The organism is Meiothermus sp. (genome assembly GCF_026004115.1).
Taxonomy (GTDB): domain Bacteria; phylum Deinococcota; class Deinococci; order Deinococcales; family Thermaceae; genus Meiothermus.
On the sequence record NZ_BPIM01000001.1, the window covers coordinates 227383 to 242008 of the forward strand.

16 protein-coding genes are annotated in these 14626 nt (G+C 60.5%); 6 read left to right on the forward strand and 10 right to left on the reverse strand.

Annotated elements, in window-relative coordinates; translation table 11 throughout:
• Positions 1-33: 33 nt before the first annotated feature.
• Positions 34-2058, reverse strand: a complete 2025-nt coding sequence (locus Q0X23_RS01115) for a thioredoxin domain-containing protein (protein WP_297858581.1) — start codon at positions 2056-2058, stop codon at positions 34-36.
• A 39-nt stretch (positions 2059-2097) separates the two neighbouring features.
• On the opposite strand from Q0X23_RS01115, the gene Q0X23_RS01120 reads away from it, so the two are divergent.
• From Q0X23_RS01120 to Q0X23_RS01140, 5 genes are all read left to right on the forward strand, one after another.
• On the forward strand, positions 2098-2577 hold the full coding sequence (locus Q0X23_RS01120) for an RDD family protein (RefSeq protein WP_297858582.1): 480 nt from the start codon (positions 2098-2100) through the stop codon (positions 2575-2577).
• Positions 2578-2893: 316 nt separating this feature from the next.
• Positions 2894-3196 (forward strand): ATP-dependent Clp protease adapter ClpS, encoded by a 303-nt coding sequence (gene clpS, locus Q0X23_RS01125; RefSeq protein WP_297858583.1) that lies wholly within the window; start codon positions 2894-2896, stop codon positions 3194-3196.
• A 263-nt stretch (positions 3197-3459) separates the two neighbouring features.
• On the forward strand, positions 3460-4104 hold the full coding sequence (locus tag Q0X23_RS01130; protein WP_297858584.1) for a cation transporter: 645 nt from the start codon (positions 3460-3462) through the stop codon (positions 4102-4104).
• Between the two features lie 232 nt (positions 4105-4336).
• On the forward strand, positions 4337-6595 hold the full coding sequence (clpA, locus tag Q0X23_RS01135; protein WP_297858585.1) for an ATP-dependent Clp protease ATP-binding subunit ClpA: 2259 nt from the start codon (positions 4337-4339) through the stop codon (positions 6593-6595).
• Positions 6596-6921: 326 nt separating this feature from the next.
• A complete protein-coding gene (locus tag Q0X23_RS01140; RefSeq protein WP_297858586.1) occupies positions 6922-7911 on the forward strand; it encodes an NAD-dependent epimerase/dehydratase family protein in 990 nt (329 codons plus the stop codon).
• 144 nt (positions 7912-8055) lie between these two features.
• Here the strand turns inward: Q0X23_RS01140 and rplT are convergent, their stop codons facing one another.
• The 3 genes from rplT to infC form a co-directional block, all read right to left on the reverse strand.
• Positions 8056-8403, reverse strand: a complete 348-nt coding sequence (gene rplT, locus Q0X23_RS01145; RefSeq protein WP_119339499.1) for a 50S ribosomal protein L20 — start codon at positions 8401-8403, stop codon at positions 8056-8058.
• 16 nt (positions 8404-8419) lie between these two features.
• A complete protein-coding gene (rpmI, locus tag Q0X23_RS01150) occupies positions 8420-8620 on the reverse strand; it encodes a 50S ribosomal protein L35 (RefSeq protein WP_297858587.1) in 201 nt (66 codons plus the stop codon).
• 185 nt (positions 8621-8805) lie between these two features.
• Positions 8806-9363 carry a translation initiation factor IF-3 gene (infC, locus tag Q0X23_RS01155; protein WP_297861139.1) on the reverse strand — a complete coding sequence of 186 codons (558 nt, stop codon included), beginning with the start codon at positions 9361-9363 and terminating at the stop codon, positions 8806-8808.
• Positions 9364-9588: 225 nt separating this feature from the next.
• Between infC and Q0X23_RS01160 the strand changes: the two genes are divergently transcribed.
• Entirely contained in the window at positions 9589-10356 is a 768-nt protein-coding gene (locus Q0X23_RS01160; protein WP_297858588.1) for an enoyl-CoA hydratase/isomerase family protein, read from the forward strand.
• Here Q0X23_RS01160 and Q0X23_RS01165 read toward each other — a convergent pair.
• The 6 genes from Q0X23_RS01165 to Q0X23_RS01190 all read right to left on the reverse strand — a co-directional run bounded on the left by Q0X23_RS01165 (position 10353) and on the right by Q0X23_RS01190 (position 14584).
• Positions 10353-10748 (reverse strand): DUF2089 domain-containing protein, encoded by a 396-nt coding sequence (locus Q0X23_RS01165; RefSeq protein ID WP_297858589.1) that lies wholly within the window; start codon positions 10746-10748, stop codon positions 10353-10355. The two genes, Q0X23_RS01160 and Q0X23_RS01165, sit on opposite strands and share 4 nt — an antisense overlap.
• A 19-nt stretch (positions 10749-10767) precedes the next feature.
• Entirely contained in the window at positions 10768-11115 is a 348-nt protein-coding gene (locus tag Q0X23_RS01170; protein WP_297858590.1) for a hypothetical protein, read from the reverse strand.
• 35 nt (positions 11116-11150) lie between these two features.
• Entirely contained in the window at positions 11151-11591 is a 441-nt protein-coding gene (locus tag Q0X23_RS01175; protein WP_297858591.1) for a hypothetical protein, read from the reverse strand.
• Between the two features lie 137 nt (positions 11592-11728).
• Positions 11729-12475 (reverse strand): hypothetical protein, encoded by a 747-nt coding sequence (locus Q0X23_RS01180; protein ID WP_297858592.1) that lies wholly within the window; start codon positions 12473-12475, stop codon positions 11729-11731.
• A 62-nt stretch (positions 12476-12537) separates the two neighbouring features.
• Positions 12538-12735 (reverse strand): hypothetical protein, encoded by a 198-nt coding sequence (locus Q0X23_RS01185; RefSeq protein WP_297858593.1) that lies wholly within the window; start codon positions 12733-12735, stop codon positions 12538-12540.
• A gap of 82 nt (positions 12736-12817) precedes the next feature.
• Positions 12818-14584, reverse strand: a complete 1767-nt coding sequence (locus Q0X23_RS01190; RefSeq protein WP_297858594.1) for a M3 family oligoendopeptidase — start codon at positions 14582-14584, stop codon at positions 12818-12820.
• Between the last annotated feature and the right edge of the window lie 42 nt (positions 14585-14626).

Genomic DNA, 14626 nt, shown 5'->3' on the forward strand with positions numbered 1-14626 from the left:
ATGCCCCTGCCCCCACTTGCTCTCGAAGGGCCTTTATGGTTTGACTTGGACGCTGATACTGGGATAGATGGCCTCGAGCTCCGCCCAGAGCCGCTCCAGGCTATCCACAGGCAGCCGACAAGCCCCCTGCTGGCATAAATAGGCCAGCCCAGGCTGGCGGTTTTGTAAGACCGGCAGCAAATCGGGCGACCCGTGGGCCAGGGTGGTTAGGGGCAAGAACCATCGGCAAATCGGTTCAACCAGCTCCGACGGAGCCACCACCGCCAGCTCGGTACCCTGGGTGCCCACCAGGTGGGCCTGTAGCAAGGCCGGAAAGCCAAAGGCATTGTGCACCAGGCTTTGCGCGTAAAACTCCACCGCAGAAAGGGCGGCTTGCTGCCAGTCGGGGCGCTCGTAGATGGCGGCCAGGCGAAACAAGAGCTCAGCGGCAGAAGCGCTGCCCGATGGATATGGCCCATCGTAGGCGTCTCGAGCCTTGACCGGCAGGGTAGGGTCGAGCGAGTCGCGGAAGCCCCCCTCCGGCTCTTTAAAGTAGGTCAGGATGGCTTCGGCAAGCTGCTGTGCGGCCTCAAGCCACGCTATCTCTCCTGTGGCTTCATACAAGGCCAGAAGACCCAACCCGTAGTGGGCCTGGTCACTCAGATACGCTTGGGGCTTGAGCAAACCTTTGCGCCAGGAGTGCCTTAATAGCCCATCCTTATACATCGCTTGCCATACAAAACCGGCGTTTTTGCGTGCCGCTTCGATATAGGTGGGTTCCCCCAGCAGGCGCCCCACTTCGGCCAGGGCCCTCAGCATCAGCCCATTCCAGTCGGCCAGCACCTTATCGTCGGTGAGGGGCGGAATTCGCTGCTGTCGAGCCGCATAAAGCCGCTTGCGCACGCTCTCAACCCAGTTTTCAAAGGCCTCGGGCCCCATGCCCAGGTGCTGCATCAGGGCTTCATCCGGAATGCGACGCTCCAAGACGTTGGTATGCTCCCAGTTTCCAGCCTCCGAAACCCCAAAGAGCAGCATTGCCGCATCTGCTTCAGCGCCCAAAACTGCACGAAACTCGGTCGCTTGCCAGACGTAAAACTTGCCCTCCACCCCTTCCGAGTCAGCATCCTGGGCCGACCAGAAGCCTCCCTGTGGGTCGGTCATCTCCCTTAAGACATAGTCCAGCGTTTCCCTGGCAATTCGGCGGTAGCGCCGGGCTTGTTCGGCAGTGGTTGGTTGCATCTGGCTGGCCGCCGCATACAGCCAGGCCAACTGTGCGTTGTCGTAAAGCATTTTTTCAAAATGCGGCACCCGCCAGATATGGTCCACCGCGTAGCGGTGAAAACCACCCCCTACCTGGTCGTAGAGGCCTCCTGCGGCCATCCGGTCGAGGGTTAGCTGAAGGTGCTTCCAGGCAGCTTCTTCGCCCAGCCAGGCTAGTGAGAGCAGGTAGGCCAGGGCAGGCGACTGCGGAAACTTGGGCGCCGAACCAAACCCCCCATAGGCCGGGTCAAAAGCCCTGGAAAGTCCGGCCAGCGCAACCTTGTGCAGGTTCTCTGGCAAAGGGCCCGTCCGTGGCTTGAGCTGACCTTGCAGGTAGGCGGTCAGCTGTTCGGCGTTTTCCAGTACATCTTTATGCTGATGTTGCCAGGCATTATGTACGCCCATCAGCACCCGCCGAAAGCTGGGAAAGCCCTGGCGGTCTTCTGGGGGCCAGTAGGTTCCACCAAAAAAGGGGCGCAGATCGGGCAGCAAAAACATGTTCATGGGCCAGCCACCCGAGCCGGTCATGGCCTGCAGGGCCGACATATAGACGTGGTCCACGTCGGGCAGCTCCTCGCGGTCTACCTTAATGGGCACAAAATGCGTGTTGAGGATGGCCGCGATTTCCGGATCTTCGAAGCTTTCGCGCTCCATCACATGACACCAGTGGCAGGTGGCATACCCCACCGATAAAAAGATGGGCTTGTTTTCGGATCTGGCTTTAGCAAAAGCCTCTTCGTTCCAGGGATACCAGTCCACTGGGTTATGGGCATGTTGCAACAGGTAGGGGCTGCTTTCTTGGGCTAAACGGTTTGGCACTCCCCTAGCCTAGCTATTTGGCGCTAAAGTAAAAGTGGTGTGACTCGAATCCGACCTTCATCCGAATTACTCCGCTACCTGAGTCATCGGCTGCTGGCCGGCCTCATCGACCTGGGGGCGATGGCCGGGTTGCAGTTCGGCGTTGTGGCTTCAGCAAATGCCCTGTTTCCCCCCACCCATCTGGGCCACCACTTTTCTACCGAAGGCTTGCTTCTTTTCGCGATTTTTTCGCCTCTGGCTTGGTTCATATATGCAGTATTGCCCCTGGCGCGTTCGGGCTCAACCCTGGGCAAGGAAATTATGGGGATTCGTGTGGTCAACCAGTACGGTCAGAACCCCTCGATGCTACAAGCTTTTATGCGGGAAAGCGCCGGGCGCTGGTTGAATGCGATGGTGCTGTATTTGGGTCTGTTGTTTATATTTTGGGACAAAGACCAGCAAACCCTACACGATATGGTTGCGGATACCTTCGTGGTATGGAAAAACCAGGAGCATTTTCCTCGAGCCAGCCGGCTTTAAGCCGAAGTAAGCCCCCCTAGGCAGATGTGATACCAGATTCGACCGAAGTTATCCGCGTAGCGGAGGGCGATACCGCCCCTTGGAAGTTATCCGCGTAGCGGAGGGCGATACCGCCCCCTGGAAAGGAGACGTTTTCTTCGCCGACCGTTCGGGAGAGGTGTGCACTAGGATTCAAAAAGACAGCCTATGGGGTTTGGTTTTGTAGACTGTCCTCCTCGCAGATGCTGCACTCATCCAGGCAGCCCCGCACAAAGAAGCCCGGCGTGGGGAACCATATTCAACGGACCAAACCGGTCATTTGCTACACTGATGAGTTGTGAGCGACAGCACCACCAAGACCCGTACTCAGATTAAACCGGCCACCCGTACGCCGAATTTGTACAAGGTCTTGTTGCTTAACGACGACTACACCCCTATGGATTTTGTGGTGGAGGTGTTGATGCGGTTTTTCAGGAAAAGCGAGGCCGAGGCCATCCGCATCATGTTGCAAGTGCACCACGCCGGGGTGGGCGTGGCAGGCGTTTACCCCTTCGAAATTGCCGAAACCAAGGTCAATCAGGTAATGGATGCTGCCAGCGCTGAGGGGCATCCACTACAGTGCATCATGGAACCGGAGTGACAGCGCCGGCGGTTACCTTCCACTGCCCCATGCGCAGCGGACAATGGTCTATAGCCGATGGTCAAAGTCTGCCCTCTTAACTGGCCTCTGTTCCAATGGACTAGGCATGTGGTTGTACCCTGGCCTTTGGGGTCAGACAGAGGGTTGACCTGCGGCCCGATGCATCTATCAACTTGCAGAAGAGGATACTTGATGCTGGCTTTTCAGTATCTAAGGTGCCATCGGTACAAATCCTCTCGCCCCGCCGGGTTAGCCTTGTGAGCATGTACCTGGCCCCCCATGCGAACCGCTGGTATAAGTTGGCTTTCTGGCTGGCCGTTCTGACCATTGTCTACAACCTGATCGAGGGCCTGGTCTCGGTCTGGTTTGGCCTGGCCGACGAGTCACTTACCCTGTTTGGCTTTGGCCTCGACAGCTTTATCGAGATGATCTCGGGAATAGGCATTCTGGCCATGGTGCTGCGCATCTGGCGGCATCCTGGAGCCCCCAAGGGCCGCTTCGAAAAAACCGCCCTGCAAATCACCGGAACCGGCTTCTACGGCCTGGTGGGGATTCTCTCGACCATGGCCCTGTACAACCTGGCCACCCAGCACAAGCCCGAGACCACCCTAGCAGGTGTGGTTATTGCGGTCATCTCCATATCGCTGATGTGGGCCCTGATTCACTACAAAACCCAGGCCGGGGTGGCCCTGGGCTCCGAAGCCATTCTGGCCGATGCCAAGTGTGCGCGGGTATGCATGTATATGTCCGGGCTGCTGCTGGCTTCCAGTCTGATCTATGCTGTGAGCGGCATCTGGTTTGTGGATAGCCTGGGGGCCTTGGGGCTGGCCTACCTGTCCTTTACCGAGGGCCGTGAAGCCTTTGCCAAGGCCAACGGCGCCGAATGTGGTTGTCACGCAAGCGGGTAAACCCACCCGCCAGGGCTACACAAAGCAAAACCCCGCCTTCCTCCCCAACGGGGGAGGCCAGGTGGGGGCATAGCACCCTGCCAGGTCGCCTGCCTACAAGCATTTTTTGCAACACCAAGCGTTTGAGGCGCTCCCGGCTAAGGTTTGTGAGGGTTCACGCACCGACCCTGGCCCACGCTGCACGTTTGCACAATCTGCCCTGATCACCCTGCTACACTGAAGGTTAGCTGGTATGGAAACCCCTCTGACCCCTACCCTGGAGCAGTCTATTCGTCGTGCGCTGGAGATGGCCCTCGAGCGCGGGCACGAATACGCCGGCCTCGAGCACCTGCTGCTGGCTCTGCTCGACGACCCCGACGCCAGCCGGGTTCTGCAGCATAGCAAGGTAGACCTGACCCACCTGCGGGCCCTGCTGGAGGAGTCTTTGCGCCAGTTTGAGCGCATCCCGGGCGCAGAACCCGAGCCCACCACGGCGTTTCAGCGGGTTATCCAGCGGGCCGTGCTGCAAATGCGCTCTGCTGGGCGCGACCAGGCCAACGGTGCCAACGTGCTGGTCGCCATCATGGATGAGCGGCAGTCGGCCGCCTATGCCTTGCTGGAGCAGCTTGGGGTGACCCGGCTCGACCTGACGGCGGCCATCTCGAGGGGAGCCTTGCCCCGGGGTGCCTCGCAAAACATCGAACCCGTACAGGTAGGCGAAGAGGGCCCGGGCGTGGCGCAAAACCCCCTGGAAGCCTATTGCACCAACCTGACCGAACGGGCCCGCAAAGGTGAGCTCGACCCGCTGGTTGGGCGGGAGAAGGAGCTCGAGCGCATCCTGACCATCCTCTCCCGTCGTCAAAAGAACAACCCCCTGCTGGTCGGCGACCCCGGCGTGGGGAAAACCGCTTTAGTGGAGGGGCTGGCGCAGCTCATTGTGTCGCCCTCGAGCCAGGGAAACGCCCCCCTGCTGCCCAAGCGCCTCAAAGGGGCCGAGGTTTTTGCTCTGGACATGGGCAGCCTGCTGGCTGGCACCCGCTACCGGGGCGACTTCGAGGAGCGGGTCAAGGCCGTGATGAAGGCCCTCGAGGCCCACTCCAACGCCATTTTGTTTATCGACGAAATCCACACCATCGTGGGTGCGGGCTCCACCACCGGCTCCACCGTAGACGCCAGCAACCTGCTTAAGCCCGCCCTAACCGGCAAGCTCAGGTGCATTGGGGCCACCACCTTTGCCGAGTACAAGCACTTCGAGAAAGACCGGGCCATTGCCCGGCGGTTCCAAAAAGTCGACATTACCGAACCTTCCCACGCCGACGCCGTTAAGATTCTGGAGGGGCTCAAGCCACGCCTGGAGGCCCACCACCAGCTCAGCTATACCAAGCAGGCCCTCGAGCGGGCGGTGGAACTCTCGGCCCGCCATCTTTCCGAACGGCGGCTACCCGACTCGGCCCTGGATGTGCTGGACGAGGCCGGGGCTGCCCAGGCCCTGCTCCCCCCTGGCAAACGCAAGAGCCGGATCGGCGTGGCCGAAGTTGAGGCCACCGTGGCCCGCATGGCCCGCATTCCGGCCAAGAGCCTGAGCCGCGACGACGAGGCGGTGCTTGCTAACCTCGAGCAGGAACTCAAGGGGGCGGTGTTTGGGCAGGATCGGGCCGTGGAGGAGGTTGCCAGCGCCATCAAGCTCTCGAGGGCCGGGCTGCGCGACCCGCAAAAGCCCATGGGTTCGTATCTGTTTGCCGGCCCAACCGGGGTGGGCAAAACCGAACTGGCCCGCCAGCTGGCGGCCTCGCTGGGGGTGCCGTTGCTGCGTTTCGATATGTCGGAGTACATGGAAAAGCACTCGGTCTCGAGGCTGATCGGGGCCCCACCGGGCTACGTGGGCTTCGACCAGGGCGGCCTGCTGACCGATGCGGTCTTGCAGAACCCCCACTGCGTGCTGCTTTTGGACGAGATTGAGAAAGCCCACCCCGACCTCTACGCCATCCTCTTGCAGGTCATGGACTATGGCAAACTGACCGACCACAACGGCAAAACCGTGGACTTTCGTAGCACCATCCTGATCATGACCACCAACGCCGGGGCCGCCGAGGCCAGCGAGCGGCGGGTGGGCTTTTTGGGCGGTACGAAAGCCGAAGTCAGCGACGAGGCCCTCAAGCGCATGTTCACCCCCGAGTTTCGCAACCGGCTGGATGCCATCGTACACTTTGACCCACTCTCCCCGGCCATCATGCAGCAGATTGTGGACAAGTTCCTGCGGCAGCTAGCATCCCAGCTCAAAGAGCGCAAGGTGGCCCTCGAGACAAGCCCCGAAGCCGTGGCCTGGCTGGCCGAAAAGGGCTACGACCCGCTGATGGGCGCCCGCCCCCTGGCTCGGCTGATCCAGGAAAAAATCAAGAAACCCCTGGCCGACCTGCTGCTCTTTGGCCCCCTTAAGAATGGGGGACAACTGAACATCTTGCGCCAGGGCGAGGAGATTACCCTCGAGACCAAAGGTACAAGCGCTCCGTAAGGTTTGGCGCGACTCACGGTAGGGCACTGGGGTCTCGTCTTACGCTCGAGGCCCACCCCGCCTGAAGTCCTCAACCGAATACACGGTGCGGCCCTGTAGCAAACCAGTTCACCTGGGTAGCCCATAGCTTGAAGCGTCCTCCGAGATGGTTTCGTCGGCCTACCGGTCTCCTCACGATGAAGGGTCTGACAAGAGCACTGGTTTGCGCCGATCTCGCATCATCTTTAAAACAACCGTCCATTGGTGCGTGATCGGTCACCGCGCAGCAACTTCGCATCCACCCCGGGGTGGTCGAGCAGAGCGGCTGTTTGGTTTATGCTCAGCCCATGAACATCCTGCTTCTGGGGGGAACCCGCTTTGTGGGTCGTCATATTGCCGAAGCCGCCTTGCGGCGCGGCCATACCGTCAGCACCTTCACCCGTGGCACCAACCCCCTACCGGGCACCCTTTCGCTGGTGGGAGACCGCCAAAAAGGCGACCTGAAAGCCCTCGAGGGCCGCACCTGGGACGCTGTGGTGGACGTAAATGGCTACTTGCCCCGCGAAGTCCGCGAAGCCATCGATGTACTCAAAGGACGCGTGGGGCGCTATGCCTTCATCTCCACGGTCTCGGTATACCGGGAGTCCAGCGAGCCTCTGGACGAAACTTCGCCCCTGCAAACCCTGGCCGACCCCACGGTAGAAAAGGTGACCGGCGAGACCTACGGCGGGCTCAAGGTGTTGTGCGAGCTCGAGGTCGCGCGGGCCTTCGGTAGCCAGAGCTTTGTGGTGCGTCCCCATCTGGTGGTGGGGCCGCACGACCCCACCGACCGCTTCACCTACTGGCCGCGCCGCTTTGCCGGGGGAGGCCGGGTACTGGTGCCGGGCCAAGCCGAGCACACCTTGCAGTACGTGGACGCACGCGACCTGGGGGCCTTTGTGGTGCTGGGCCTGGAAGAGGAACTGAGCGGGGCCTACAACGCAGCCGCTACGCCGGTGTCCTGGGGCAGCCTGGTCGAAGCCTGTCGGCAAGCCGCCCCCACCCTTGCCGAGGCCGTCTGGGCCGATGAACAGTGGTTGCTGGACAACCAGGTGACCCCCTGGGCCGACCTGCCGGCCTGGATTCCTTCCTTTGCGCCGGGTCGCGGAATTGCACAAACCCAGAATGCCAGGGCCCAAACTGCCGGTTTCACCATGCGCCCGCTTTTGCAAACCGTCCAGGACATTCTGGCCTGGGACAAAGCCCGTACAGAACCCCTCAAGGCCGGTATGAGCCGGGAACGGGAACTCGAGCTCATCCAGCACTGGCTGTCCCGGAGCGCTCTTCACAAAGATTGATATCCCGGGAGTTGGGAATATTTTGCCCCAAATAGGACAGCTACCACCCGGATGGGCGGCAACGCCCATGAAGTGTGCGATAGGCCAAATCAAAAGGGGCCTTTCGGCCCCCCAAAACTTTGCAGTTGTGTATCAGGCCTTGCCTTAGGCCCGGGCTTTGCTCACCAGCTCGGCAAAGGCCTCAGGCTGGCGCACGGCGATATCGGCCAGAATCTTGCGGTCCAGCTCGATACCGGCTTTCTTGAGGCCGTGCATGAACACGCTGTAGCTCAGGCCATGCTGGCGCGCGGCAGCATTGATACGCACGATCCACAGGCGGCGCATATCACCTTTGCGCTTGCGGCGGTCGTTGAAGGAGCGCATGGCCCCGCTGAACAGGGTTTCGCGGGCCTTACGGACGCTCTTGGAGCGCAGGGCATAGAAGCCCTTGGCACGCTTGAGGATGGCTTTGTGCTTACGGCGACGGACTACACCGGTTTTTGCGCGTGGCATACTCTTTCACCTCTCCTTATACGTCGTAGGGCATGAGCTGGTGGACACGGCGCTCTTCGCCTTTGGCAAAGGTAAAGTCGCGCCCTTTCTGACGGCGGCTGCTGCCCGACTTGTGCCAGTTGAGGTGGCGTTTCCCCGGCTTTTTGCCAACTACCTTGCCAGTAGCCGTGATCTTGACACGCTTTTTGGCGCCCTTGTGGGTCTTCATCTTGGCCATTGTGTGCTCCTGTATCTGCGGCCTGAGTGCCTCTGCATGAGGACTTAGGAACTCGGCAGCCTTGCAAGTATAGCATCCCTTCGCTTTGTTTGCCAACGAAGGGTATGGGAAAACCGCTACAGTATAAATAAAACCCGACCTCACCAGGGCCGGGTTAGCTTTTTGGCAGTCTGGGCAAGTAAACCCTAGGCGGGGTTGCCAGACGAAGCGGCAGGGGCCACCGGGGCCGAAGGCTTGGCGCCTGGCGCCATCACCATATTCATGTCGCGGCCCAGCATTTCCGGGCGCATTTCGACAAACCCTATTCCTTCTAGATCCCTCGCGATGCGTTCCAAAAGCTTGTAACCTAGCTCCTGGTGCGCCATCTCGCGCCCGCGGAACATGATCGTGACTTTGACCTTGTGCCCTTCCTCGAGAAAGCGCCGAATATGTCCGACCTTGGTGTTGTAGTCGTGGGCCTCAATTTTGGGTCGGAGCTTCATGCTCTTGAGTTCGGTGCGCTTGGCCTTCTTGCGGGCTTCTTTTTCGGCCTGCTGTTGCTCATAGCGCCACTTCCCATAATCGAGCAGCCTGGCCACAGGTGGAACCGCATTGGGTGAGACCAACACCAGGTCGTATTCGCGCTCCTTGGCCATGCGCAGGGCTTCGCGGGTGTCCACCACCCCTACCTGGGTTCCATTCTCGTCAATCAGGCGTACCTGACGCACCCGAATTCGTTCATTAACTGGAACATCTCTGGTTATAACTTCACCTCCGCAAGCAACAAACCCGGCTGAGTTTGGTTACCCACAGCCTCGAGTGTACACAATGAGCAGGCCAGGCGGCAACGTTGGATTACATACGGCACGAAAGGGACGCTACCACCCTTGTAGCAAGAAAAGGTGGCCGTAGTGGCATCTGAAAAAAATGGCCTGCTGGGGGTTTGCGCCATCTTTCCGTTCAGGCTGCCTTACGACTAGCATGGAGGTATGACCGTTACCGCATCCGACCGCAATGGCATCCGGCTGCTCACCCTGAACGACCCTGAAAGGCGCAACCCGCTCTCTCCCGGATTGGTGCAAGATTTACTGGAGCAGCTAAATGCCGCCGAACAAGACCCCAACACCAGGGCGGTGGTGCTGACCGGAGCCGGCCAGGCTTTTAGTGCCGGGGCCGACCTGGATTTTCTAAAAAGCGTTACCACCGCCGGCGCCGAGGCCAATTACGCCCACTCCCGCAGTCTGATGCGCCTTTTTCACCGGGTTTACACCTTCCCCAAACCCACCATTGCCGCCATCAATGGCCCGGCGGTAGCCGGTGGGGCCGGGCTGGCCATGGCCTGCGACCTGGCCCTGATGAGCGAGGCCGCCCAAATCGGCTACAGCGAGGTAAAGATTGGCTTCGTGGCCGCGCTGGTAGGGGTGATTCTAGTGCGCAACGTGGGGGAAAAGCACGCACGGGAGCTGCTCCTTACCGGCCGGCTGGTCTCGGCGTCGGAAGCCTACCGAATGGGGCTCGTGAACCGAATCATACCCCCAGAGCAATTGCTGGACGAGACCCTGGCCCTGGCCCAGGAGGTGAGCGCCAACGCCCCCACCTCGCTGGCACTAACCAAAGAGTTGCTGAATGCTCTGCCGGGAATGGGCCTCGAGGACGGCCTCCGGCTGGCGTCCATCGCCAATGCCTGGGTGCGCGAGACCGGCGACCTGGCCGAGGGTATCGCGGCTTTTTTCGAGAAACGTCCGCCGCGTTTTTAGGGTTTTTTCAAGGCCCGCAGCCGTTCGGCAGCCTCAGCAGCGCTGATCTGGCCTTTTTCTAGGGCCGCCAAAATTGCTTCTTTTTCTTCTGGGTTGGGGCCTTCGGGCATCTCCTGGTACTCATACCCCAGCACCCGGAGCAACGCTTCGAAGCGGGCTCGGATGGTAGGGTACGACAGGCCCAGAATCCGTTCGACTTCCTTCAGGTTGCCCCGCACCTTGACGTACAGGCGCAGAAACTCTAAGTGCTCTGGGGGCAGGAGGGCAAACTCGTTGGGCCGGAACTCACCTCGAATCTCGGTGCGGCAGTCCGGGCAGACCAGTTCAGTCACGTGCAGTCGCCTGTTGCAGCCCTCCACCGGGCATTGTGTGGGCATGGGGAACACTCGCATATAACCTCCGGGCGGGCCTTTACCAAAGCCCAATCTTGACATGTGCTTGCTTTGGGGGCCTTTCCCCGTTTTTGGGCCTGAACTCTATCTCTACCAGGGCAAAAGGCGGCATTTTGCGCAACGCCCAGGTCTGGCCGCGCAGCGCTTCTAGGGTGTGCAGGGCAAAAGCGGTCTGGGAGTCGTGGTTTTGCCGTAAAATCCAGAGCGCCATCCACAGGAAAAACTCCAGCGCTACTAAAGGCGCGAACAAGAATATGGGCACCGGGATTTCCTGCACCCGCACCCACAAATACACAAACCGAGGGCGCACCAGGTTCAGTTGGGTGAACCAGCCCGTTTTAGAGGTTGCTTTGGCCACTGCCACCATCCTAATCTCCATCCAGGGCCAAGAAGCCAAAGCCCTCAGACCACTTCAATCAAGACCCGCATGGGGCCCGACATTTTGCTCTGGCCTTCGCTCACCTTGCCCACGTCGCTGATCTCCACATCCACCAGGCGGCCCTCGGGCAACTCGCCTTTGAGCATGTCCAGAATGCTCGCCAGGTCAATGCCCTGGGCGCTCAACTGCTGTTTGGCCTCGGGGGGGATGAAGTTGGAGGCGAACTTGGCCAGGGCTGCGGGTACGTTGACCCTGACCTTGACTTCCTCACCATCCAGCACGATGCGAATCATCTTGGCGATGCCTTTGGGCGGGGGTGGGGTGGTAGCCACTGCGTAGGCGTAACCTGCGCCGGGGGTCGCCGTCTGTCGCCTGGTGTCCATAGCTTCCAATAAGCGAATGGCCTCCTCGGCGGTAATTTTGCCTTCCTTGACCATATCCATAATGCGCTTTTTGTCGTCCATAAAGGGGCTCCTCAGAGAACCGCAAAGAAAAAAACCGTGGGCAGGGGGCCAGGCACAGACCCTTTCTTGGCTTTAGTTCGTTTTGTAGCGCGAGCGGAAGCGGGTTTTGTCGGGTTTTTACGTGATGGAGCCATGGCCTACCTCGCCTTCACTTCCAGGTTGCCCATACGCACCGAGACCTCGAGGCTGGCCCTTCCCTCCCCTAGCTGCCTGGTGGCCCCGTTTGCGGTGCCGCTAAATCCCCTGATCTCCTGGTTGCCCAGGCTCACGCTGGGGCTCAGCCGCACGCTGCTTCCAGGTAACACATCCAGCTCGACATTGCCCATCGAGGCCCGCAGACGGTGCTGACCTTCCCGGAGCAAAAGGGAGCCTTCAATGTTGCCCGCCGTGACCTCGAGGTCGAGCCCCTCCACCGCCTTTAGCTCGACATTGCCCGCCGCCACCCGGCCCTTCAGAAACGCAATGCCCTCGGTTTCTACCTGAGCGGCCTTGCTGTCTACCTCCAGGCCCCAGCCCGGCGGCAGGCGCAGTTTCAGCGAACCCATCCGTCCCAGCAAACCGCCTAAAAAGCTACCACCCGACATTTCAGGCAGTACTTCGAAGTCGGCCCCCACCGGGCGGACTTCCGCCGGGCCCTCGACCACAGGCATCTGGAGGCTCTTATCGAGCCGGGCCTCGAGGCTGCCTGCAATGAGCCTGACCCGCAGCCAGCGCAACCCCTCTGGCTGCCAGCCAGCAGATGGGGCGTACTGCTCGCCCAGGGTTGCCTGGGCCTGCTGGGACGCCGTGTAGCCCTCCTCGAGGGCCGAAAGCAGCAGGTCGGCTTCCTGCTGGGTGATCTTGCCTGCTTGAAGCAGGGCTTGGATGCGCTCTTGTTCGGTCATGGAAACCTCCAGGTCAAAAACGACTCTTTTTAGGGCATGGGTGGTCAGGGGGCTATTGCTCGTCAGGCGCCGCGCAACTGCCGGTTCTCAAGGTCTGGGGTAGCCTCTAAAGCCTCGGCCCAAGCCCTGAGCAGGTGAGCAAGGCGACGGCGGAGGGCCTGCCGGGGCAAGTGCCGCTCCAGTTCGGCCTCCGCTTGATAGGCGCTCACTTTATCGGCGATTACTACTTCGAGTTCTGCTGAATTGAAGTTCCCGAACATACCTGGCCTCCTTGGTTATCAATATAAACCAAGGTTTTATATTTTGTCAATATTACTTTTATATTTTGTTAACTTCGTTTTTCTATGTATGCACCAGCAGCCCCTCGAAGTATGCGATTCGCTCCTTCAGCACCTCCATGCCCCCCTGCCAAAAGTCCACCGACTCAAGGTCGAAGCCAAAACGGGCTGCCAGTTGTTCGGCGGGGTACTTGCCCACCGAGGCCAGCAGTTCGTCGTAGCGCGCCACAAAGCCGGGGCCCTCCAGTTGGTACTGCCGGTAGAGCGACAGACCAAACAAAAGCCCAAAGGCGTAGGGGAAGTTGTAAAAGTTGGAGCCGTAGTAGTGGCCTTTGACGGCCCACATGTAGGGGTGATAGGTGGCCAGGGCCTCGCCGTAGGTCGCCTCCTGGGCCTCCTGCATAAGCCGGCAGAGTTCAACCGGCAGAAGCTCCCGCTCCCGCCTCTGGGCAAACACCGCCTGCTCGAACAAAAAGCGCGAGTGGATGTCCACAATCACCTGGGCCGCACTTTGCAGGCTGCCCTCGAGCACCCCGAGTTGCTCGGCAGGGGGCAGCACCCGCAGGGCCGCCTCCCCTACTACCGTTTCGTTCATGATGGAAGCCGTCTCGGCCAGGGTCATGGGCTCCTGGCGCAGCAGGTAGGGCACCTCCCGCAAGCAGTGGTTGTGGTAGGCGTGGCCCAGTTCGTGGGCCAGGGTCGAGATGGACTCAAAGCTGTCCTCGTGGTTGAGCAGAATGCGCGAGCGCCCCTGTCCCACCGGGGTGCAGTAGGCCCCGCCCACCTTGCCCTTGCGGGGCGGCGCATCCAGCCAGCGCTCGGCATAGGCCCGCTGGGCCAGCTCGGCAGCGGCCTGCGAGAAACCCAACAGGTGTTCCACAATAAAGCGCTGCCCTTCCTCCCAGCTCCATTTTTTGGGCCTTTGCCCGGGCCGCCCCACCGGCGCAAACAGATCCCACCAGTCCAGTCTATCCTTGCCCAAAGCCCGGGCCTTGGCGACAAAGTATCGCCGCCAGTGAGGAAAACTATCCACCATTACCTGCTGCATGGCCCGGAGGGTTTTGCGGCTGATGCGGTTCTCGAACAGGGCCGGGGCCAGGTCGTCTTCCCAGCCGCGCTTGCGGTTCAGGGTCGAGACCTCGCCTTTGTAGCCGTTGAGGGCCGCCGAAAGGGCAGTTTCATGGGCTCTCCAGGCTTTGAGTTCGGCTTCATAGGCCGCTTTACGCACCCTTTCGTCGGGGTGCATGGCCAGGTTGCGCACGGCGGTCATGGGCAGTTCTTCCCCCTGCACCACCGCCGTAATCTGGCTGGTCAGGTTGCTGTGCAGCTTGACCCAAGCCCGCCCGCCCGAAAGGGAGAGTTCGGCAGCCAGCACCTCTTCGGGCTCGGACATCAGGTGCTGGGCCTGGACTCTGGCCTCCTCGAGCAAAATCCGGTAGTCGCCCGCCTGGACCGCCTCAGCGTCCAGCAGGGCCAGCCAGCGCTGAAGGCGGGGGCGCAGCTTTTGGTACTGAAGGAGCAAAAGCTCGAGTTCCGATAGCCTGACCTGGGCCTCGGCATCGGCGCTATCGGCATCTACCCGCATCAACACGTAGGCGTAAAGCGGCCCCAGGGTGTCGCCAAAGGTGTTGAGCTTCTCCACCAGGGCCTCGAAGGTATATTTACCGGTTGAGGCCCCCTCCTGACCAATGCGGTGGGCCTGCATGAAGTCTTGCAAATCCCGCAGTTGACCCTCCACCTGGCCCCAAGTAGCCTTGAACTTCTGCGATTCAAAACCCGGAAACAGGCTATCTAAATCCCAGGTTGGAAGCTCGGCAGTGAACTGGCTCATAGGCCCAAGTATAGAGACTGGTCTTTGTTCAAGATAGAATCC